The sequence below is a fragment of the Arsenophonus endosymbiont of Apis mellifera genome (assembly GCF_903968575.1).
Taxonomy (GTDB): Bacteria; Pseudomonadota; Gammaproteobacteria; order Enterobacterales; family Enterobacteriaceae; genus Arsenophonus; species Arsenophonus apicola.
In genome coordinates this window covers 54,971-77,658 of sequence record NZ_CAJCFU010000078.1, presented here as the reverse complement: position 1 = coordinate 77,658, position 22,688 = coordinate 54,971, and the positions used below count along the sequence as shown (strand labels likewise).

Genomic DNA, 22,688 nt, shown 5'->3' with positions numbered 1-22,688 from the left:
AAATTTAATGCAAGATAAATTAGACAGCCATGACACGACTAATGAGATAATTAATGGCACTGATGGTAATAATATATTACAAGGGACTAGAAGAAATGATGAAATATACGGTCATGGAGGGAATGATAAAATATTTGGTTATGCGGGTAATGATAACTTAGCCGGAGGTGCTGGCAATGATATTATTTCAGGTGGGAATGGTGATGATCACTTGGAAGGTAATTCAGGCGATGATCTCCTACAAGGTGATGCTGGCAATGATAATCTCGAAGGGGGAGAAGGAAATGATCATTTAACTGGAGGTGAAGGTGATGATCGAATATTTGGCAATTAGGGAAATGATAACATACATGGTGATAAGGGAGATGACACCATAGAAGGTGGTGAGGGAAATGATAATATAAAAGGCGGTGAGGGAAATTATAATATAAAAGGCGGTGAGGGATATGACAAAATAGAAGGCGGTGAGGGAAATGATATTATCACAGGTGATGCAGGACGCGATTATATCGATGGGGGTTTAGGAAATGATAATTTGGCTGGTGGTGAGGACAATGACATATTAATCGGCGGTGATGGCAATGACATTATAACCGGCGACAATGGCAATGACATCATAACCGGCGACAATGGCAATGATGTTATTATAGGCGGTTCTGGCGCCGATCAATTAACTGGTGGTGCTGGCAGTGATACTTATGTTTATATAACAGTAAATGACTCTTCAGTAGCAGCACCGGATAAAATAAATGATTTTGAAACGGGTATAGATAAAATAAATCTTAATTCTCTTAAACAATTTAATAATGAAGAAGTTGAAATTAAAAAAGTAGTTAATTTTACTAGAAAAATAAATGAATTATTGCTTGATTATAATGAAAATACTAACGTGACCAATCTAAAGTTGGATCACGATGGTAATGGGCAAGCAGAATTTAACATTGAAATTATAGGTAAAGTCGATTTCGAGCAGGATATTATTACTTCAGAACTGTAAAAAGTAAAATCGATTAATACGATATGATCATACAACGACTCGAAATAACCGGGTCGTTTGTCAAAATAATCTGATAATAGAGAGACTAAAGCTAAAAAGATGGCACTGAATGTCGTCAGTTAGCTTACAACGCCACTTCTGTTTGGGGCAGTTGAGAAATGTGGCTAACGTACAGACAGTTTATATGATCTATTCCGGTGTCATAACTTTCACCAGCAATGTCAGTCGACAGAACGGTCACCTCACTTTCAGATCAGAATTAAAGATGGCTAAAATTTTACCAATTTCATCTTCGGGCTACTTTCATTCTTTTTACCAAGCTTATCCTTAAGAGATAAAAGGTATTGAAGCTTTTTTAAATTGCTAACATAACTTAATAACCTTAATAAAATATATTAAATAAGATTAAACTAACTATATAAAGTAAAAAAATAATTAATAAGAAAAAATTTCGTTAGAAAAGGCAAATTTTCATAATTTAAATATAATTGATTATTTAAATTAAATAACGGCTCTATAATGACAATTATAAATTCAACATTTTCATCAACGGCCTGGTTATCATCTACTTCAGATCTTTCATATCATAATAAACGAGCAGTTGAAAATATATTAACTGAAGAACCGCGCTCAAATGACAAAGAAACGCTAAATAAGCAAATAAAAGAGAACGAAAAGCTACCATTAAATGCTTTACCGCATGGAGAATTCACTATTTCAACTGAAAACAGTGTCGATGTAACTAGCCAGCAATTTGCTTATAATTTAGAATTACTATTACGCACTTCAAATCATCCAATAAATATTACTTTACCCGTTTCAGAGGTTTTTCTTTTAAATTCAGTTGTCTATAAAGAGCAAAATCGTCTGTTATGTTCTCTGTTAAGTGAACAAGGTTATACAATAAATCAGCAAGATGATGGCATGTTATCATATCACTTAGTCAATCATATCAGCGATTATCTTTCACGCAATGAAAATGCGCAAGATGAGATAGCAACCGTCGCAAAGCTACTATTAAGGCCATTAGGTGAATATGGTGCTAATCCAGATGAAAAAATTTCTTCTGCCCGCCAACAAGCAGTCATTGCCAATTGGTTACAATTTGCTGTATTAGGTATGTCATTTGAAGCATGGATATTAAAACAAATCAGTGATATCCCATTCCAAGAACAAAAATCATTAGGTGAAAATGGTGCTGATCCAGAGGAAAAAAATTTTTCTACACAGCAGCAAGCAACTGCCAATTGGTCATAAACTACTAGATTAGATATATTATCTGAAGCATGGAAATTAAAACAAATCAGTGGGATCCCATCACAAGAACAAAAACCATTCAGTGAAAATGGTGTTAATCCAGATGAAAAAATTTCTTCCGTCCGGCAGCGATCAATTATTACCGATTGGTTACAATATGCTTTATTAAGTATGTCATCTGATGCATCGTTATTAAAAAAAAGTAGTGATATCCAATCACAGGAACATTCTCTCCTACGCCATGCTAATCTGCGACGGCGGTTATTCGATCAACTCAACAGTCAGAATGAGTCTAGTAAATTGTCGCCGGAAACCTGTACTTATTATCAAAAACATGTTTTGAGTAGAGTTTTGCCTATATTTGATCTGCAGTTTAAGGATCAGAATGAACAGTTAAGACTGGATAATATGATACTAGATCAACCGCAGTGGGGTTACTTGCATGCGGGTGCCCTACTACTTAAAGAAAGTGGAGCTGAACTTAACCGAATGCGTTTGGATGATATTATTGATACAGGAGTTCTACTGGAAACACTTATCGTCGATGAGAAAATAACCGCTGAATATATTCATTATTTTAAATTACCCGCTCTCATCCATCATCAATTAGAAACCGGTTATAAGACAGATAGCACAGAAATAAATCAACAAGCTATGCCATCTATTTATCAGAACTATTTTAATGAATTACGTCAAGCCAGCCAAAATAATCCACTGCTCCAATTTATTAACTTATTACAAAATTGGCAAAGCCGGTCAGAGCTTGCCCGCCAACAATTAAAAGCGCATGATATCGAGGGGAGTTGGTTAAATGAATATTTATATCACAATAGAGAGGTTTCTTTTATCAATCGACGGAGACAAGAGTCATTATTACCTAATATAAATAAAATTTTTGCTGATCAAAACCAACAAATTGCTAAATTTAGCGAACAGACAGAAAAGATCTTACTGCCCATTACTTTTAATTCAATTAGACAAACTGAACAAATCTTTATTGAACAGGCTGACATTGAACTGGTGAAGGCCGAATTTAATGCTATTGGTAGTCATCGCAGTTATTCTATGGGAAAAGCAAGGCGGGGAATGGCTGCGGGCGGATTAGTAACCCTAGTACCTGAATCGATTGATCTGCTAAGGTGTACGCTTAATGGCGAAAAACGGATATACGCATTAACCCTGGATCAGGATATAGGGCATTATAAGTTGTATCGTGTTGATGAGGATAAACGGTCAATTCTTGGCCTCTTTGGCCATGATGGTAAAGCCTATGGTGATGATTATAAATTAAAAATGCATCCTATTTTGTCCATAAAAACAAAAAATGATAAACCCAATATACTGTTCGATATATTGGCTAAGCGGCATGGTGAACTATTATACGAAAAACTGCAAAAGGAAGGTTATCAGGCAACAACTCGGCAAAAAGTAGACGCTTTTTTCTTAAGTCTTATTCCACTTTATACCTGTATTACTGAAGCACAAAAAGGCAATGTAGGGAAAGCGATTGAAAGCGGTTTATTAGATATCGTAAGTTTTTTACCCTTTATCGGCAAAAGTGCTCAAGTTGGTAGCCGATTTAGTGTTGCGGCGGGGGAAGCTGCTATTAATGGACTACTAATTGCCTTAAGACAAGCGACGATTGCTCAGGCTTTAAGAGAAGGAGGAAAACAGCTTATCAAATTTGGGGTACCTCATTTAATGAAAAGTGTACCGCCAAAAACTTATGTTGGTCTGGGGGTAGAATTCATCCGTTCGGCTGATCCTGGATTTGAGTTGTTGACATCAGGCGGAATAAAAGGTCTTAATAGCCTAAGAAATGCTGCTATAAAGATAAAACAGGAAATTAACGGCTTAACTCCGTTGGTAAAAGCGCTTGAGAAGCAAATAAAGGGTTATCAGATACACCCGTTAGGACGTTTAATACTGAACGCGCTTTTCGCCCTAATCTGGCTAAAGAAGTTCAGGTAGTTAACATTGGCCAGGAACGTGGAAAAGATATTTGGGTACAAGTACATCCTATAACCGGCGCGCTTTTTGGTCGAAAATATCTACGAGATGCTGCTGGTAACCTAGAGTTGGCACCTATTTCATTACGAGAGCATCTTTACCATTTAAAAACGCAAGGTATGGGTGGAAAAGGTGCTAGTAAAGCCGCCAGAAATTTATCTTCTCAATCTGATACCATTTCAACTCAATTAGAGAAAATATCGCTTAGGCAAGTGGAAAAATTATTAGTAAATCGACAAGCTAATACGATTATCAATTTATCCAGAAGAGACTTGAGTGACATGCAGCTTTCTCACTGCTTTAATCAAAACATAGACAGCACTTTCGTCAATCTCAATGGCGCTAATCTCACTAAGTCTAAATTGATTAAGGCTATTCTAATTAACATTAAGCTAAATGGCGCTAATTTGACCGAAGCAGATCTGACAAATGCTAATTTATTCGCCGCTGATCTATCAGAAGCAGATCTGACAAATACTAATTTATTTGCCGCTGATCTGACAGAAGTTAATCTGAATAATGCTAAGTTGTTTGCCGCTGATCTGGCAGAAGCTAATTTGACAAATGCTAAGTTGTTTGCCGCTGATTTGACACAAGTTAACCTGACAAAGGCTAAGTTATGTGCAGCTGTCCTGCCAGAAGCTAACCTAACAAAGGCTAACTTATTAAGCGCTAATCTGATAGATGCCAATTTAACAAAGACTAACTTATTTGCTGCTAATCTAACCAAAAGCAACCTCATTAATGCTGATTTATCAGCAGCTAATTTAAGTAACAGCAAATTGATTGATGCTGACTTAAGTGGAGCTAAGCTTTATGATGCCAAAATACTTTATGCTAATATGCATGGAGCTAAGCTGGCAGGTGCTGACCTGACTAAAGCGCATTTAACCCATGCTAATTTAGTCAATAGCAATTTCAGTAATGCTAACTTATCAGCAGCCGATCTGACAGGGGCTCAGCTATCAAATGCTAACTTTTTAAAAGCTAACCTGACAGAAGTAAACTTGACAAATGCTAACTGCTTAGACACTAATCTGGCAGGTGCTAATTTAACAAAAGCTAACGGCTTACAAGCTAATCTGATAAAAGCCAATTTAACAAAGACTAACTTATTCGCCGCTAATCTAACTAAAAGCAATCTCACTAATGCTGACTTATCAGCAGCTAATTTAAGTAACAGCAAATTGACTGATGCTAACTTAAGTGGGGCTAAGCTTTATGATGCCAAAATACTTTATGACAATATGCACGGAGCTAATCTGTCAGGTGCCGACCTGACAAAAGCGCATTTAGCCCATGCTAATGTAGTCAATGCCAATTTCAGTAATGCTAACTTATCAGCAGCTGATCTGACAGAGGCTGAACTATCAAATACTAACTTTTTAAAAGCTAATCTGATAGAAGTAAACCTGACAAAAGCTAACGGCTTAGAGGCTGATCTGACAAGGGCTGATTTAACCGGCGCTAATCTTACCAATAGCAACTTCACTAATACTAGGTTAGAGGACGCTAATCTAACAGATGCCAATCTGACAAAAATTAATTTAAGTGAAGCTGAACTCATCGATACCAACTTGGCAAATGCTAATTTGCAATTAGCTAATCTAACCGATAGCTACTTGATAAATGTCAACCTGGCAAATACTAACTTAGCAGGAGTTGATTTTAGTGGCGCTTTTTTGCGTAGAATTAATTTTAGGGGGGCTAATCTAGGTGATGCTAATCTGGAGGGGGTCGATATTATATCTGTTGATTTTTCTGGTGCGCTCTTAAACAATACACTTTCACTAAATCCATTTATTGAATGGAGTGACGCTAACTTGGATTTGATACTTAATCATTTTGCTCATGAAGAAGGTAGTTTTTTAACTAGTATTAATAGCATAGATGATAGATATCGTGAATTAAAAACTAAATTGGCGCTGCAACTTATTCATTCCCTTGACCGTACTGACATTAATCTTGCACAGGCCAGGCTACCACTGATAGAAGTGTTAGGGCAGCCCCCTTTTATAAAAAATCGAGAAATTAGCAATTTTATTAATAAACTGATAGAGAATTATTTAACAGACTCTTCCTTAGAACTACTCAATAACTTGGAGTCTCATCCTAAACTCATTAAGCCTTTTTTCAATTATTTCGACCAACATCCACATTTACTAGCCTCAGCACACGCTAATAGCGCTTTTATGCAAACCATATTAGCGGCCAGAATGCCAGGCATAAATGTGATAGAGATTTCGGCTGTGAATAAACTGTATGAAAAATATTTAAAACTACCTGAAATTGAGCAACAACTGCAATACCGTCAAATTAAAGACATTTTTGGTGATTATGAAGGCAATGCAGACTGGGCAGACAAATATGCAACAAATTATCTGTTATTGTCACCAACAAAACCAGGCAGAGTATTAGTAGTTTCTGAAAGTATTTTTACTCGTATGTTACATCTTGATTGGGACACAAAATGGGATAACATTGTTCTTTTTCAGGATGGCAACTGTTTGAGTCCGGCTGAATACAATCTGAGCCAATGTTATAAACAAGACTTTCCTCTTTTCGCCACACCGTTTATTAATTGTGAAAATCAGATAACGTTTAATCGATTAATAGAGAGCTTCGATTTAAATCACCAATATAAACAATATTTTCTTGAGGCGATAAAATCCAATTCCTATAGTACAAAACTCATAGCTGACACTCATCAACAGGCATTAATTAAAATTTTCTCTCCTCTACTTGATTTTCAACAGGGCTATAGCTTAAAAAAACAAAATTATGACCAGATTATCAATTTATACAATTTAACATCAAGTACAGATAGAGAAAAAGCTGAGCATCTATTGGCGTTATCTACCGTTTTTAATCGTTATTCATCCAGTACTATTTTTGGCACCGAGTCAGATTCTCCACAAATGCTCAGATATTATGCTTACGCCTTAATGGAAAAAGCTCACAATCTAGATCATACACTGATTGGTCAAGATAAATTCAATGATTGGAAAGATAGATTATTAGGTACAGGCAATGCTTTTACTTGTACGGCACTTTTGTCGGACATGATGATTGCACATGCCAAAGAACACTGTAATGGAACTTTAAAAAAGATCCAACCATCGGCATGGCGGTAAGGATTTTGCAATATTAATTAGTTTGCTCAATAAAATGGCACTGTCGTAATTTAACACAGTGCTAATAAAAGAGGCTAATATTTTTTTATTGAAGTACTGATTACAAATATCTAATTGGAGTCATTATTAGCTAATAATATTAGCTACTATATTTATTATTAATATCTTTAATGTAGCCATAAGAAAATATATTCACTCTTTTGATTTAATTCTATTAATGATGAATGTTTTTTTATATTAATAAATAATTGAAAATAAAAATTAGATATACTATTAAATTAAGATAGTTATTAATAATAACTAAATTTAACCATCTGATAAGACTATTATAATAAAGTCATTAATAATAGTGTAAGTTATAATTTTAGGGTTAAAATAATTAATTGAAAATTTTATGATTTTATTTAAGGTTAAAATAATATGCTCTTCTATAATTATTTTTCATTTTTTATATTTTGTGGTGATAAATAGAGGCGAAATTTAATGCAAAATAAATCAGAGAGTAAAAATACCACTTATAATATCATCAATGGTACAGATAATAGTGATATATTAACAGGTACTGCAAAAAATGATCAAATATATGGTAATGCAGGAAGTGATCAAATATTAGGTTATGGCGGTAATGATCGTATTCTAGGTGGAGCAGGAAATGATGTTATTTCAGGAGGTGATGGGGATGATTATCTAGATAGTAACTCAGGCGATGATGTGGTAGTTGGGGGTGCTGGTGCTGATAAGATAATCGGTGGTTCAGGAGCTGATAATTTATCCGGTGATGACGGGAATGATGATTTATCTGGAGGAGATGGGAGTGATAATATAGCAGGTGGTGCAGGAGATGATAATATCGACGGTGGTGACGGAAGTGATAACCTTGCCGGTGGTGACGGTGATGATACTCTTTTGGGCGGTGATGGTAATGATCGCCTTTCCGGTGATGATGGAGATGATAATCTTGCCGGAGGTAACGGGAATGACTCTATAAAAGGTGGTAACGGTAATGATAATTTATCTGGTGGAGCTGGCAATGATATTCTATCTGGTGGCGATGACGATGATTTTATCATGGGTGGTTTCGGTGCTGATGAATTATTAGGTGGTAGCGGAAATGATATTTTTCTTTATCAATCAATCGTTGACTCTTTGCCACAATCAGCGGATAAAATAACTGATTTTGAGAGCGGTAAAGATAAAATAGATATGTCTATTTTTAGAAGAATTAGTGATGAAGTTATTGAGTTTAAAAAAGTAGATAGTTTTACGCATCATAAGAATGAGCTGTTGTTTGCTTATAATAAAGAAGCTAATTTGACCAATCTAATGTTAGATCATGATGGTGATGGACAAATGGATTTTAAAATTGAAATTACCGGCGAAGTCAAATTTGCCGAAGATATTTTGATTTAAATGTTGTAAAAAATAAAATCTATTAATATTAAATTGATGATAGAAACGACTCGAAACAGCTGGGTCGTTTACCTAATTAAGTTGCTAATAACAAAGTTAGACTAGGATAAATGATGTAAGCGAGATTATGCAATATTCTACTGCTATTTATTATTTCGTTAAATTTGACCATAATAACCGTACCTTCATTGCTCTTTAGGTTGCTTATATTAATATGACATAACTAAAGTAGATTATTTTATAGAAGATAGATGTTTTTTAATAAAAAATCGTCTCTTATCAAACGTTAATTTATTTTTGAGTATTGTTATTTTTGCAACTACCTAAATTATAAAAATATATTTTTAACATATATAAAATTGTGAAATATATAATTGGTTATTTTTTGTAAATTTCACATAATAATATATACTAAAGTTTTATATTATTAATTATGTGAAAATCATGGAAAATATAAATGAAAATATCAAATGATGGTTCTAATGGAAAATATATTTATGTTGATAATAAATTGAGTGATGAAAAGACATTATATGATAAAATTGAAAATAATGAAAAAAGTGTTAATGTTAATGATGAACAAGTGACGGTAATTAATTTAGAAAAAAATATAGCTAATACTGATAATTTTTATTATTTAATTAATAAGAGTATTTATAAAGAAAGGGAAGTAAGAGATGTATTTCCAGAAGAAGTAAATGAACCAAATTTTCAAACAGATGCTTTAATTAATTTAATCAAACGGGCTAAAGATAATATTACTAATTTAATTAGCATAAAAGATACTAATGAATATTTAAGATTAAAAGAACAAATATATTGCCTCCAGTTAAAAATAACAAATGAAAAACAATTAGCTTCAGTGCTTAAAGATGAAAATGAACTTTATCTTATGATTAAAGAAGATATTCGCATTCATGAAAGAACTATTAAACTTTATCGTGATATTTTATTTCTAGCTGAAAAATCGACAATTATAAATCATATATATCAATTAGGGTTTAACATTAATTTAGGGCCTATTTCTAAAGTAATTGATAAAATGGAAGAAATAGAGAATGCTATTTCCACATTTTATAAGTTAAATCTAAGTGCCGCTAAAGAGGATTTTTATGGACAAAAAGAAAAATTAATTAAAGATTTAGATGATTTTACTAAATCAATAAATATAGGACGTGAACGACTTAATGATCATTTTGTTAAAATTTTACAAATTGATATTGATAGTAAATTATCTGCGATAGCTCCTACGCCTATCGGTTTTAGTTTACATAACATCTTTCAGCAAAAGATCAATTATGAACTTCAGCATACAGATAGTAATGATGAAAAAGCAGTCTTACAATCGATTTATAAAATAGATCAATTAACTAAACTATTTAATATAAAATATCATTTTGATCATATTAACCCAACCCAGGATATTATTAAAACTTATGCATTACAGAAAATATATGCCATCTATGATACTGATAAACATGCCTTTGGTGAATTATCAATAGAAGATATTATTAATACAGAAATAATATATAGTTATACTGCTCCTAATAACAATACTTAGTATTCTACTTTCACTATTTTTGATTATTTGACTCGACATATAAATGAGATGAGTTCTCCGCTAATAAAACGAGAGAATGTTAATATAAGATTTCCAGTAGAATTTAGTTCTGAATTAATCAATTATTTAAACGAAGAAGCCATTAATTTAAAAAAACAAATTGATTTCATCAACAATATTAATTCATTAAAAGAAGAAAAAGATAAACTACAAGAAAAAATGCCCAACCTGGAAAAATATTTAGAAATATATTTAGCCAAAATAAGTAAAGAGCATAATGTTAATCCTACTAGCTTAGATGATCTGGTTGAATTTCGCTATAAAGCTTCTTCATTTAATCCCGAATTGAATGCTGCTATCAATAACATTCATCCGCCTGTTGAAAAACTATATACTATACGTGATATTTTGCTAGGTAGAGAGCGAAAATGGTTATCTGAAAATACCAATTATAAATTAGATGAAGTATTAGGTGCTTTATATCCCACTCAATATACAAAAAAATTATCAGTGAAATAAATTCTGCTGATATTCAAAATAGTTATATTGTTGAAATGGAACATATTAAAAAAAATCAGGAAATAAAAAAGCAGTTTTATGAATTTTTAGAGCATGTATTAACCATTTATGATAAAAAGGATGTTTTATACTATTTGCTAGAGAATAACCCGTTATTATTGGTTTTTCCTGATGAGGATCGAGGGCCAAAAACTGGCATTGATAAAACTATAAAGAGTATTGCTCCAGAACAAACACCTATTGCATTAATATCTCTTCTGACGGGGGAATGCCTTCGTTATCCATCTTTTCGTGATTTTAAACTCTCAATTATTGATGATAATGTATTAAATTTATGGATAAAACAACATGTTAGTAATTACAGTGAAATTAATCCTTCTCAACTTAAATTATTTAGAGGAAATGATGATTTTTCTTTTTTATTTGAGGATATTATCAATTTTAATATAAAAGAAGCCGATATATTAATTAGATCCCATAATGAAGCATTAATATTTGAATTATTTGAACGATTTAAGGATATAACATTTCCTTATACTTTTTTTACATTTTTAATGGGTAATATCCCTGGGATTGTCTATGGTAGCGTTTTATCAGCAACGCCTTCATTTTTACAAGCGTCGATTAGTGATACAGAAGCTGATTATAAACGCTATTTAAACGAAGGGGTAATGAATATTATGGCGGAAATTCTAGGCACAGTAATTCCTGAGGCTTTTAGTTGCAGCGCTGTGGCCGCTGTAAAAGCAATTAATCTTTTTGTCAAATATAGATTTAATAGAAAAATTCTTCAACTTGATAAAGATATAGTCACAAAGTTAGCTAATGATTTTCACCATAAACACAATAAATTAAATATTGGTTTAACCCCTATTGAAAATGAAAATCGATTTTTACTGGAAATAAAACCGGCATTCAATCCAAATAATCTAACAATTAATATTCCAGCAGCTCAATATCTGACTGAGCTTCAATTAACTTCTTCAGTTGCCGCAAAAATTAATAATCCAGCTGCAGAATTTGATACATCAATGATCGCAATTACAAAATTTATGAGCGAGCATGGAATGACTGATATTAGATATCGAGGTATATATATCTGGCATAATATAATGGATGACACACCGATAAACCATATTGCAGTAATTGGCAAAAAAGGGGATAAAAATTATGTTTTTGACTTAACAGCCCATCGCTTTAAAAAAATTAGCCGTTCCAGTTTAGATGGCCCACTTATTTTAGAGGAATCAGAATGGAAAAACAGATATCTGCTAGCTTTTGCCGATAGTGTTGTTAAATATAAAGATTTTGTTGGTGAGCAAATGGCGGCTAGTGAATTTAAAAAATATTCATATATGTCAGCTACTGAAGTTATTGACGGAACTCAAATATTAACAAAACCAGATTGGTATTTAAATGAACTGTCAGGACAAAGAGTTTTTAAAAACAAAATTAATTATTCAATTAACTACAATCCAATTCGGGATATAGTACATAAAATGTATTGGTATAATAAATTGCCAAAAGATAATAATAATTATATTTCTGAGGTGTTATACAATGCTAAATTATTAATAAATAAAGAATATAAACAAAAGTTAGCAGAAGGATTGTCAAGAATACAACAGAATCAGGCTATTGAAAATAGTCAAAGCTTGTGGTTGCAAGTACTACATAGTTATCGTGAAATTAACAATATGGATGAATTATTACTTGTTAAACCAGGAGAAATTGTATTTTTAAATACTGAGGAAGGGAAGCTTATTTCTATGATGATTAGTTTAGGCAATGGTTTATTTTCTAGTTTAGAGAATAATAAATTATGTGCTTCTCTTATAAATAACAATGGTATTATTATGGCAGAACAAATTGGCCAATTTGTTGAAGGTCAGTTAGAACGATTTGGTATGCCATCAGATAAACTAAAAATATATGCCGGTCAAGCTATCGGTTCTCAAGTACCTAACAACTCAATTAATGAGGTTGTTGAGCAATCTTTAAAAGATGAAGTTTTAGAATTACCAGAATATATGACAAAAATTTTAAAACAAGCTAATGAATTAACTGATGAGCAGGCAACAATTTTTTATCAAGATCTCAAAGCGCTCTGTACCACTGGTAATAATAAAAAAAGTATTAAAAATTTATTAACAAATATAAAGCTAATAGACAATAAGAATACAAAACTAATAGACATGAACAGCGTTATATCATTAGCAGAATTACCACCTGGTCGCTTAGTGGCTTTTTATGGTACGGATTATGAATTAAAAAGTATGATGGTGAGTCTAGGTGAGGGTCAATTTGTTATTAGCCATGGGGCGCGCATTGGGATATACACAGAGAAATATAATGGAATTGTTTCGGCTTCTCAATTTGAAGATATCGTAAATGGTAAATTTCAAAACTCAAATGTTATTTCAGGTTCAGTTAATTTACAAGCAATACGGCAAGATTCTTTGCTGGGAAAAGATTCCATTTTCAATTTGGAAGGAAATACATTATTTATTAAGGCACAGGGAGTACCGACCATAGTAAATTATATGGATGGAGAGGATTTTAGTAATATTATTGAAGGATTAGCCATAAAATCACTTGGTTTTAATAACTGGCAAAAAGTAGAAACTATTGAGTTGCAATCTTGTTTTGGCGCAATGGGTTCAATCCCCGTCGCTCAAGTGCTAGCAAATAAATTAAATAAAAAAGTAAACGCCCATCCTCTTTCATTAGAAAAAGATCTGGTGAAAAATAATCTCCCATCAGCGCCAAAAGCTAAAATATATGAAGCTGGAGTTTATCTTAGTGATGATGATTTAAATCTTGCCAGTGAACAGAGTTATAAAAATAACTTGTTTTGGCGGCAGTTATTGCTTTTATTTGAAAACACAAAAAAATTAGTTGATAGTGAAAAGAGCCTCGAGAATGGCGTTGATGATAAAATATTATCTCTTATCGTAGAGTTGGCTAAATTAATTTCAAAGAAAATAACGGTAGATGATTTTTTGCTATTACATCCAGAATATTATGGATTTAATGCTGAATTAGGTAAAGAGCTAATCCCAAAAATGGATATGTTGCTAAAAACAACAGAAATTACTAATGCAAATGAATTTGCTGAACTTATGATAAAGGTTATCTCTTTAACGAGTAATTCTTATATTTTGTTGGATAAGTTTATGGGGCAAAGTTTGGAAGCGATTAAATCGCTAAACGAATACTTAATCGAGGATAATTTTAAGAAATAATTGAAACTCTCAGTTTCAATGACTGTGCTAGCAACTTGGTGCCCGGAGGCGGAATCGAACCACCGACACGAGGATTTTCAATCCTCTGCTCTACCGACTGAGCTATCCGGGCAACAGGGCGTATTAAACCTGATTATAATATTTTCGTCAATTAAAATTATTGCAATAAGCTTTCTTATGCTTGTTTTTTCAACAATTTAAGTAGTGTTATAGAAAAATCGTTCAAAGCTTTTTCGCCAATGAGACATGCTGCCGTTTATTTTCAGGCTACCAACTTAGCTAAGTAAAAAAGTTATTATCGATAATTTTTTTGCGCATTATTTACCTTAATCAGATAGTTACGTGATTGAGCTGCTGGATGTTTAGTCACTAATGTTTGGTAAACATCACCTGGTGGCATTTGATTAATAATTTGCGCTGCCAACTTTTTATCGTTGTGGAATACTCTTAATACGCTACCGGCTCCGCCGTTATAAGCGGTGATGATCGCATAACGACGCGAGGTAGCATTAGTGATTTCACCTAGATAAGTGTTTTGTAACAATGATAAATAGGCAGTCCCTAGATCGATATTATTGGCGGGATCAAATAAATAATTGCGGCTTGGAAGGCCCGATTTTCCTTGGGTACGAAAAACGTCTCTACCTGCGGTGTTTGGCATAATCTGCATTAAACCTATGGCATCAGAGCGACTGACTGCATAAGGATTAAAACTAGATTCTATTTGCATAATTGCTAGGATCAACGATTCATCAACGCCATATTTTGCCGCTGCCTGACGAATATAAGGTAAATATTTATGAGCACGTTTATCCAGGTGATTTGGCACTAATTGGATGGTAATTGACCAGATAATGTGTAATCCTGACTGACGGCGCTGTAATTTATTTTGCAATAAATAATCGGCGAATTTTGTCGCCCGCCATTCCCAGCGGATTGGTTGATTTGTCTGATCAAGTACTTGTCCATACAAAAACGGCTCTTTACTAATAGCGATATTATTAATATCAGAGTAGAGATCAATAGAGCCTGGATCATCACCCATCAATAAGGTAGTAATAATTGCTTTTTTTAAGTATTCTTTCGGCTCTACGCCAGCAATAGTTTCTATTGTAATGCGGCCGCTATCAAAATTAATATGGCTACGGGTTTGATATTGATCAGTATATTTGACGTAATCTTTTGGCCCCGCAATCAAAACTTCCTGAATGCCCCAAATATTCTCAATATTATGTGCAAATTGCTGAACTAAAATATCAAATCCATTGGTATCTTTGATGTATTCAGGATGAAATGAGACTTCTTTTTTACTGGAGCAAGCCAGCAAAAGTTGGGCAATAATGAGAGGGAGCAGCAGCTTTTTCATATCACATATCATTCACAGTTTGTCAGATAAAAAGCCATCAGAATGGTCAAGATTCTGATGGGTTGACCATTATTTTTCAGGTGGGGTATAGCCTTCGATATGAATGTCTTGCTCTTCAAATAAAAATTTTACCATCTCTTGCTCTAGTAATTTTCTATCTTCAGGATTCATCGTGCTAAGCTTTTTTTCATTGATCAGCATGGTCTGTTTGCTCATCCATTGCCCCCAGGCTTCCTTAGATATTTGATTAAAAATCCGTTTACCTATTTCCCCAGGATAAAGCTGAAAATCTAAACCTTCCGCTTCACGTTGTAAAAAAGTACAAAAAATAGTTCTACTCATTAAGTGATCCTCAAAACGGCAAAGTTAATTTCTAAATTGGTTAAGTAAGTTTTCAACCGGTGCGGCTAAGCCAATTTTTATATCTTGCTGTAAGTTATACCAAAGTCCTTGCGTTTCATCCATGCAAGCGGAGAATTGATTAATAGTGACATAAATGGGGATAACATCTAAATGAAAATGGCTAAAGGTATGACGAAATGGAATGAGTTGTTCTATTTTGTCATATACAATACCCGAATTCTCAAGCCACTCATTTAGTGCATTAAGCGTATCAAATTGTGGAAAAATAAATAAGCCTCCCCAAATACCAGCAGGAGGGCGCTTTTCTAACCAAATTGAGTTGTCATGTTGTAGGATCAAAAACCAGCTACTTTTGGCGGCAATTTGTTGTTTAGGTTTTTTGGCAGGAAAATTTTGCCAGCTATGGTTTATAAAAGCATGGCAACCTTTTTGTAACGGGCAAAGTTCGCATTTTGGTTTACTGCGACTACAGATCATAGCACCGAGATCCATCATCGCCTGATTAAAATATTGCGCATCATTAGCTGGGGTTACCTGGGTACTGAGAGCCCACAATTGGTTTTCAACTTCTTTTTTACCGGGCCAACCTGCAATGCCATAGTAACGTGTAAGCACGCGTTTTACGTTACCATCCAAGATTGGGAAATGTTGATTTTGTGATAACGATAAAATAGCGCCTGCGGTAGAGCGTCCGATACCTGGCAGCGAAATAACCTGTTCAAATTTATTAGGGAAATTGCCATTATATTTTGCCACAATTTGTTGTGCTGCTTTATACAAATTGCGCGCTCTGGCATAGTAACCGAGGCCAGTCCAGAGGTGCAATATTTCATCTAGTGAGGCATTAGCTAAACAGGTGATGTCAGGGAAATGGTTAATAAATTTCTCAAAATAAGGGATAACGGTAGCAACTTGTGTTTGCTGCAACATGACCTCAGATAACCAGACATGATAGGGTGATTTTTCTCGTTGCCAGGGAAGCGTTTTGCGCCCATAACGATGATACCAGTTAAGTACAGAATGAGAAAATTGCAGTGTATCCATATAAAAAGTCTTTACCCTAAATAGTTTTGATAAAAATTAGGTTTTGATATGAGTAGTGTTATCATCGATAGCCGTTTTTGTTAGGAATATATATTTTTTACTTTTTAGTCAGATATTAGCTTTGACGAGGGCTTTTATTCCGTCAATCAAGTAATGCTTATACCAGCCATTTTCTTATTCAACTACTCGTAATATAATTGTCTCTATTATGAATAGTATTAATTGGTAGAAATAATCTCAATAATTATGATGAAAAATGTTATTACTCCAGAAGTGAATGACGAGGGCAAAGTAATGCGTCGTGTTCGTAGCTTTGTTCGTCGTCAGGGAAGATTAACTCCCCGTCAGGAAAATGCGCTGCAAATGTTATGGCCTAAGATGGGGGTAGACTTTACTGGCCAGCCTCTATTATTTAATTCGCTATTTGGCAATAATGCGCCGGTGATCCTGGAAATTGGTTTTGGTATGGGAGCATCATTAGTTACCATGGCAGAACAAAATCCGGCTAAAAATTTTTTGGGCATTGAAGTCCATGCCCCGGGAATTGGGGCTTGTTTGGCAGCCGCCAATGAAGCCAACTTGAGTAATTTACGCGTGATGTGTCATGACGCAATTGAAGTATTGGAGAAAATGTTACCAGATGATTCGTTAAATATGGTGCAACTTTTTTTCCCGGATCCCTGGCACAAAGTAAGGCATAATAAGCGTCGAATTGTGCAGCAACCTTTTGCTGAGCTTGTTTTACATAAATTAGAGTTAGGCGGTATATTTCATATGGCAACCGACTGGCAGCCTTATGCCGAGCATATGTTAAATGTAATGCGCGAAATCAGTAATTATCGAAATTTGTCAGTTGCAGGCGATTATGTTGAGCGCCCCGCTTCGCGACCAGTGACTAAATTTGAAAAGCGTGGCCAACAATTAGGTCATGGTGTATTTGATCTTATGTTTGAGAGGATAAAATAATGTCTAAGCAACGTAGCCGTCGTTTACGTAAAAAACTACATATAGACGAATTTCAGGAGGTCGGTTTCTCAGTAAAATGGTCTTTTCCTGCTAAAACACCGGTTGATAAGATTGATAGTATGGTTGATACCTTTATTATAGAGCTTATTCAGCCTAATGGTTTAGCGATGGACGCCAGTGGTTATTTAGATTGGGAAGGATTAATCTGTATGGAAAAAACTGGCAAATGTACAGAAGAGCATCGTAAATTAGTCGAAGAGTGGTTAAAAAATCAAGGTATGAAAAAGGTGGTTACATCGGAATTATTTGATATTTGGTGGGATTAATCTGTTTAAAATATTATTAGACAGATTATTGTTACTAAGTGTCTTTGGCATCTTTAATTTGTCTAACCGAAGAATAAATATAAGGGATTATTTAATCCACATCTAACGATTACTTTTTTGGTGTAGATAAGTTTATCAATAGATTATTTCACTATAAAACTATATTTTTAAAGATTAGCAGTTATTTATTTTTTGCTTAGTATCAATTAAAGAAAAAGCAAATGAAATATTTAGCAATTTTAAATGTATTTTTATAACTTTAAATTACAGATGGTTCATTACAAAGTTGGCAAATATTACGCTATCTTATTTTTTAATTCATCATAATAAATGATGATAAAATTAGATTTATATTAACTCATTGAATAAAAAAATAAATAACTATTTTAGTCTCTTTATTTTAAGTAATAAATATTGTCTTTATTACAACAATATATTTTTTAAAACTTTGAATCAATCAAAATGATGTCTGCCATTCTATCCATTATACATATATAAAAAATATTAATATATTTTCAAATGGTTAAATTTAGCATGCTTATAATATAGGCTAAAAAAATATTCAGTTAGTATTTAATTAACTATCTATTTTTACATGGAATTCGTTAAAATTATTAATTAATTTTTCTGATGTTTAATAATAGGTGGTTATGTTTTGCATTATAAGTTAAAATTTTATTATGTTTTTAAATTATAATTAATGATAGAAGCTTTTGCTCTTTAACTTAACTAGGTGATATTTTGCCGTATAATAGGCACTTGATAATTATGAGTTTTGGAATTAATTAAATTTTTTAATCATCAATTGGGTGAAATTTAAGCATCAAGAGAAAATAGATAAAAGTTAACCTGATAAATAGATTATATTTTTATCATGGTAATTTATAGGAAATAAAAATAATATCGGATAGTATTAAGACATGAAAACTTTAAACACAACACTTTCTAATACCTTACTCATAGATATTTTACAGCAGGTCCGTGCTTTGATCGGACAAGGAAAAGTAGCAAATTATATCCCAGCGTTAGCAGAAGTACCGAATCACCATTTGGCTATGGCTGTTTGTACTGTCGAAGGAGAGATATTTTCGGCCGGTGATGCATATGAGCGTTTTTCTATTCAGTCAATTTCTAAAGTCCTTGGCCTTACCTTAGCTATGACTCGCTACCGCGAAGATGAAATTTGGTGTCGGGTTGGTAAGGAACCGTCAGGACTACCTTTTAATTCATTGGTACAGTTAGAAATGGAAAAGGGCATACCAAGGAATCCTTTTATTAATGCCGGGGCTATTATCATCACTGATATGTTGCAGTTTCGATTCAGCACCCCTAAGCAACGAATGTTAGAATTTGTTCGCTCACTTACCGGTCAAATGGATATTGGTTATGATAACCAAGTGGCGCGCTCGGAAATGGAGCATGCGAGTCGCAATGCAGCAATTGCCTATTTAATGAAATCTTTTGGTAATTTTAAGAGTGATGTTTTAGCAGTATTAGAAACTTATTTTCATTATTGTTCACTAAGCATGAATTGTGTGGAATTAGCCCAATGTTTTAATTATTTAGCCAATAATGGACGATTATTAAATAAGGAGCAGATCATCACACCAATCCAAGCTCGACAAATTAACGCCCTTATGATGACTTGTGGTATGTATGATGGCTCTGGTGAATTTGCTTTTCGTATCGGTATGCCGGGTAAATCAGGTGTTGGTGGCGGTATCATTTGTGTTGTGCCTAATGCTTTTACTGTAGCGGTATGGTCACCTGAATTAAATAAATCAGGGAACTCTTTGGCAGGTTGCGCTGCCTTAGAATTATTATCTCAACGGATAGGTCGCTCCGTTTTTTAACAAATGGCAATATAAAGCAGCAGGTTACAGGAGAAGATATGTTACGTATTTTACTAATTGTTTGTACATTACTGATGGCAACTTTTGCTGTGGCTGAAGGACATCAATGTTCTACGAATCTTAAAGATGACATTATTATTACCAAACAACATATACAAGTGAAAGGCACCAGTGGCAATTTACAGATCACACCTGATGGTGAAGTTAGATTTAATAATAAAGTAATGCCATTAACCGCGCTGCAGAGAGTGCAAGCTATTAATTATCAAACAGAGGTGCGTAAAGAGTTGCCGTGGATAAAACAGCATACAGAGCAGAAATTAGCGGAAGCTAAGCAAATACTCGATAAGCTGGTGGTTCGGTTGATGGGTCAGGACAGTCAAGTGAGAAATCGCTTAAATGTGTTAAAACAGAATTTGGATAAACAGATTGATAAGGTTATTGAACAACGCGCTGATAGCTTGATCTTTCATCATCAGAGATTAAAAACAATTGAAGCAGACAGCCGTATTTTACTTAATGAAAGTTTAGGTGGAATATTGCAAGATAGTATTAATGAAATGGGGCGTAGACAATTATTAACCGGTAGTGATACCAACCAGTCGCTGCAAAATTTGCTCGGTGGGTTAAGCGGATTACAGCAGGATTTAGAATTGGAATGGAAAAAGCAAGAAGATAATTTTCGCCAGTTTGGCCAACAGGTTTGTCGCAAAATTACCCACATGGAACAGCTGCGTATTGATCTATTAAATAAGTTGAAATAGTTTTTTAAACTATCATCTATTTTAACCGTACAATTTAATCGGGTATGACTAAATTGAGTGCTTAATTTAATCGCAATTTATTTTAATCAATAAAATTTAATCTGATTATTACCTGTTATTGTTGCAGGTATTAGTCAGGTTAAATTTTCTGACATTTTTCTTGCTAGATTTCAGTGAAGTTTTTTAATGAGAAAAAATTAAAATCTACGAGCTTGTTTATTACTCCATGAAATATTAACTATTTGATAAAAATCAGGCTATACCCTGATATCTCTATTCTATTAAATGAAATAATTTATTAAATATAATAACACTTATCGTTAAATAGACTGTTTTTGTTAGTGGCTAATGTCAATAAAAAAGACAGTACTAAGTATGAAACTTAACTGATAAGCCTGTTATAGAAAATAAATGACTAAAAAGTTTGGCTTTGATAGGAGCACAATTCATGTCTACCATATTGAACCTAGGTCATAACCACAATTATAACTTCAATGAAAGTCGACTTAATCGTGTTATGAATGCAGAAACATTGGCTGAAGCACAATATATGGGATTATGGGATCGGATTAAAGATTTTTTTCAAGGTGGTGTGAAGCGGCAAGCAATAGAGGCATTGTTTGATCAAATTAATCAGCCAGCACGCCATGATGCATCACCAAATAAGCAACTAGAGAAATTTGAACGATTGATTGATTTAGCCAAACCAGAACAACAAACAAAGTTTACTGTTGAGGTTAATCCACCTAACGAAGCTAGACTATGGAGTTTTCAATTCAAGATTGGACAACACAATATATATCAATCCAATACTATCGCTGATCAGGCAGATACCTCTTATGATAGCTTTTGCTCAGCTAAAACAGAGATAGAACATCGTCAATTTATAAGACAAAATGCGGGGTTATTGGAGCGGGTTAACCATTTTTTTCAAGATGAAATGAAGTCGCAGGCCTTAGAGAAATTATTTCAAATTTATCATCCATCATCCGATGATACTTCACTAAATGAGCGATTACAGAAATTTGAACAGTTGCGTCAGTTAGCCAATCCTGAACACCAAAAAGATTTTACCATTGACGCTGATCCACCTAATAAATATGTTGAATGGGATTATCGATTACAAATTGCAGAGCATACAATATATCAAGCCAATAATGTAGTTGATAGTGCAAACACTTCTTATGGTGTTTTTTGTGCAGCGGCTACAGGTATGGCGTTTCGCCAATATATATCTGATAACCCTGATATTTTTGGTATTGGTCATGAAAGTACTGATGATCATATTAGGGTAAGTATCCAATGTATGAGTGATGATGAAATAATACGCGAGCAGCTTGGAAAAAACTTAGACAACCCTAAGTATGGCCATGAAAATTTTTGTACAATCGAAGAAGGTGCTGATTCAGCGAAATTTATTGCTCACTTCAAAGAGGGGAGTTTAGAATTTTCTAATAGAGACAATTTACACGGTGAATTTAGGGGAGCTCTTTTAAAAAACGCATTGCAAAGTGGTAATTATCGCAATTTGAGAGAATTGTGTGTACAAGGTAATAATCGTACAGGACAAAATACCATGCTACTGTATGCGGTACCTCCTCATTTGGATATTTTTATTCAACTACTGACTAAGGGTAATTCCATTGAGTGGCCGGATGGCATGTATGATCCTATTAAGTTTCTAATTGAAAATAAAAGTCCTCTAATTAGCAAGGAAACTGTACAAGCACTCCATAAACAGGTTATTGGTGATACGACATTGGGTAAATTATTTGGTATCACTCAACCTGGTATTAATAATACCGATGGTAAGAGTAGGAATACTATAGTAGATAAAAGGGTATAACTGCTCAGAAAAGTAGAATAATATGCC

18 protein-coding genes and 1 tRNA gene are annotated in these 22,688 nt (G+C 33.7%); 15 read left to right on the top strand and 4 right to left on the bottom strand.

Annotated elements, in window-relative coordinates; all coding sequences use genetic code 11:
* The first annotated feature begins 7 nt into the window (after positions 1-7).
* From H1X92_RS12980 to H1X92_RS12930, 10 genes are all read left to right on the top strand, one after another.
* Complete coding sequence (locus tag H1X92_RS12980) at positions 8-334, top strand: calcium-binding protein (protein WP_180560538.1); 327 nt, start codon at positions 8-10, stop codon at positions 332-334.
* A 12-nt stretch (positions 335-346) separates the two neighbouring features.
* On the top strand, positions 347-997 hold the full coding sequence (locus tag H1X92_RS12970) for a calcium-binding protein (RefSeq protein ID WP_370520700.1): 651 nt from the start codon (positions 347-349) through the stop codon (positions 995-997).
* 109 nt (positions 998-1,106) lie between these two features.
* Positions 1,107-1,328 (top strand): hypothetical protein, encoded by a 222-nt coding sequence (locus tag H1X92_RS12965; RefSeq protein ID WP_180560536.1) that lies wholly within the window; start codon positions 1,107-1,109, stop codon positions 1,326-1,328.
* Positions 1,329-1,516: 188 nt separating this feature from the next.
* Positions 1,517-2,254, top strand: coding sequence for a hypothetical protein (locus tag H1X92_RS12960; protein ID WP_180560535.1), 738 nt, complete (start codon positions 1,517-1,519; stop codon positions 2,252-2,254).
* A gap of 171 nt (positions 2,255-2,425) precedes the next feature.
* A complete protein-coding gene (locus tag H1X92_RS12955) occupies positions 2,426-4,225 on the top strand; it encodes a hypothetical protein (protein ID WP_180560534.1) in 1,800 nt (599 codons plus the stop codon).
* Positions 4,226-4,332: 107 nt separating this feature from the next.
* Entirely contained in the window at positions 4,333-7,398 is a 3,066-nt protein-coding gene (locus tag H1X92_RS12950; protein ID WP_180560533.1) for a pentapeptide repeat-containing protein, read from the top strand.
* Positions 7,399-7,881: 483 nt separating this feature from the next.
* Positions 7,882-8,808, top strand: coding sequence for a calcium-binding protein (locus H1X92_RS12945; RefSeq protein WP_180560532.1), 927 nt, complete (start codon positions 7,882-7,884; stop codon positions 8,806-8,808).
* A 457-nt stretch (positions 8,809-9,265) separates the two neighbouring features.
* A complete protein-coding gene (locus H1X92_RS12940) occupies positions 9,266-10,369 on the top strand; it encodes a hypothetical protein (protein ID WP_180560531.1) in 1,104 nt (367 codons plus the stop codon).
* Between the two features lie 48 nt (positions 10,370-10,417).
* On the top strand, positions 10,418-10,888 hold the full coding sequence (locus H1X92_RS12935; protein ID WP_180560530.1) for a hypothetical protein: 471 nt from the start codon (positions 10,418-10,420) through the stop codon (positions 10,886-10,888).
* A gap of 35 nt (positions 10,889-10,923) precedes the next feature.
* On the top strand, positions 10,924-14,133 hold the full coding sequence (locus H1X92_RS12930; RefSeq protein ID WP_180560529.1) for a hypothetical protein: 3,210 nt from the start codon (positions 10,924-10,926) through the stop codon (positions 14,131-14,133).
* A 36-nt stretch (positions 14,134-14,169) separates the two neighbouring features.
* On the opposite strand, the gene H1X92_RS12925 is transcribed toward H1X92_RS12930, so the two are convergent.
* The 4 genes from H1X92_RS12925 to mutY form a co-directional block, all read right to left on the bottom strand.
* Positions 14,170-14,245, bottom strand: a tRNA-Phe gene (locus tag H1X92_RS12925).
* A gap of 183 nt (positions 14,246-14,428) precedes the next feature.
* Positions 14,429-15,499: a membrane-bound lytic murein transglycosylase MltC gene (mltC, locus tag H1X92_RS12920; RefSeq protein WP_180560528.1), complete on the bottom strand. Its 1,071-nt coding sequence runs from the start codon at positions 15,497-15,499 to the stop codon at positions 14,429-14,431.
* A 69-nt stretch (positions 15,500-15,568) separates the two neighbouring features.
* Entirely contained in the window at positions 15,569-15,841 is a 273-nt protein-coding gene (locus H1X92_RS12915; RefSeq protein WP_180560527.1) for an oxidative damage protection protein, read from the bottom strand.
* Between the two features lie 24 nt (positions 15,842-15,865).
* A complete protein-coding gene (gene mutY, locus H1X92_RS12910) occupies positions 15,866-16,906 on the bottom strand; it encodes an A/G-specific adenine glycosylase (RefSeq protein ID WP_180560526.1) in 1,041 nt (346 codons plus the stop codon).
* Positions 16,907-17,152: 246 nt separating this feature from the next.
* On the opposite strand from mutY, the gene trmB reads away from it, so the two are divergent.
* The 5 genes from trmB (at position 17,153) to H1X92_RS12885 (ending at position 22,661) form a co-directional block, all read left to right on the top strand.
* Positions 17,153-17,872, top strand: coding sequence for a tRNA (guanosine(46)-N7)-methyltransferase TrmB (gene trmB, locus H1X92_RS12905; protein ID WP_180560525.1), 720 nt, complete (start codon positions 17,153-17,155; stop codon positions 17,870-17,872).
* Entirely contained in the window at positions 17,872-18,198 is a 327-nt protein-coding gene (locus H1X92_RS12900; protein ID WP_180560524.1) for a YggL family protein, read from the top strand. Before trmB ends, H1X92_RS12900 begins: the two co-directional genes overlap by 1 nt.
* Positions 18,199-19,118: 920 nt before the next feature.
* Positions 19,119-20,051, top strand: coding sequence for a glutaminase B (gene glsB, locus H1X92_RS12895; RefSeq protein WP_180560523.1), 933 nt, complete (start codon positions 19,119-19,121; stop codon positions 20,049-20,051).
* Positions 20,052-20,089: 38 nt separating this feature from the next.
* Positions 20,090-20,815: a DUF2884 family protein gene (locus H1X92_RS12890; RefSeq protein WP_180560522.1), complete on the top strand. Its 726-nt coding sequence runs from the start codon at positions 20,090-20,092 to the stop codon at positions 20,813-20,815.
* A 448-nt stretch (positions 20,816-21,263) separates the two neighbouring features.
* Complete coding sequence (locus tag H1X92_RS12885) at positions 21,264-22,661, top strand: hypothetical protein (RefSeq protein WP_180560521.1); 1,398 nt, start codon at positions 21,264-21,266, stop codon at positions 22,659-22,661.
* The last annotated feature ends 27 nt before the right edge of the window (positions 22,662-22,688 follow it).

Bases quoted from the DNA above. Each gene is read 5' to 3' on its own strand.
- H1X92_RS12980 (WP_180560538.1), top strand. From the start codon at position 8: ATGCAAGATAAATTAGACAGCCATGACACGACTAATGAGATAATTAAT.
- H1X92_RS12965 (WP_180560536.1), top strand. From the start codon at position 1,107: ATGTCGTCAGTTAGCTTACAACGCCACTTCTGTTTGGGGCAGTTGAGA.
- H1X92_RS12960 (WP_180560535.1), top strand. From the start codon at position 1,517: ATGACAATTATAAATTCAACATTTTCATCAACGGCCTGGTTATCATCT.
- H1X92_RS12955 (WP_180560534.1), top strand. From the start codon at position 2,426: ATGTCATCTGATGCATCGTTATTAAAAAAAAGTAGTGATATCCAATCA.
- H1X92_RS12945 (WP_180560532.1), top strand. From the start codon at position 7,882: ATGCAAAATAAATCAGAGAGTAAAAATACCACTTATAATATCATCAAT.
- H1X92_RS12940 (WP_180560531.1), top strand. From the start codon at position 9,266: ATGAAAATATCAAATGATGGTTCTAATGGAAAATATATTTATGTTGAT.
- H1X92_RS12935 (WP_180560530.1), top strand. From the start codon at position 10,418: ATGAGTTCTCCGCTAATAAAACGAGAGAATGTTAATATAAGATTTCCA.
- H1X92_RS12930 (WP_180560529.1), top strand. From the start codon at position 10,924: ATGGAACATATTAAAAAAAATCAGGAAATAAAAAAGCAGTTTTATGAA.
- mltC (WP_180560528.1), bottom strand. From the start codon at position 15,499: ATGAAAAAGCTGCTGCTCCCTCTCATTATTGCCCAACTTTTGCTGGCT.
- H1X92_RS12915 (WP_180560527.1), bottom strand. From the start codon at position 15,841: ATGAGTAGAACTATTTTTTGTACTTTTTTACAACGTGAAGCGGAAGGT.
- mutY (WP_180560526.1), bottom strand. From the start codon at position 16,906: ATGGATACACTGCAATTTTCTCATTCTGTACTTAACTGGTATCATCGT.
- trmB (WP_180560525.1), top strand. From the start codon at position 17,153: ATGATGAAAAATGTTATTACTCCAGAAGTGAATGACGAGGGCAAAGTA.
- H1X92_RS12900 (WP_180560524.1), top strand. From the start codon at position 17,872: ATGTCTAAGCAACGTAGCCGTCGTTTACGTAAAAAACTACATATAGAC.
- glsB (WP_180560523.1), top strand. From the start codon at position 19,119: ATGAAAACTTTAAACACAACACTTTCTAATACCTTACTCATAGATATT.
- H1X92_RS12890 (WP_180560522.1), top strand. From the start codon at position 20,090: ATGTTACGTATTTTACTAATTGTTTGTACATTACTGATGGCAACTTTT.
- H1X92_RS12885 (WP_180560521.1), top strand. From the start codon at position 21,264: ATGTCTACCATATTGAACCTAGGTCATAACCACAATTATAACTTCAAT.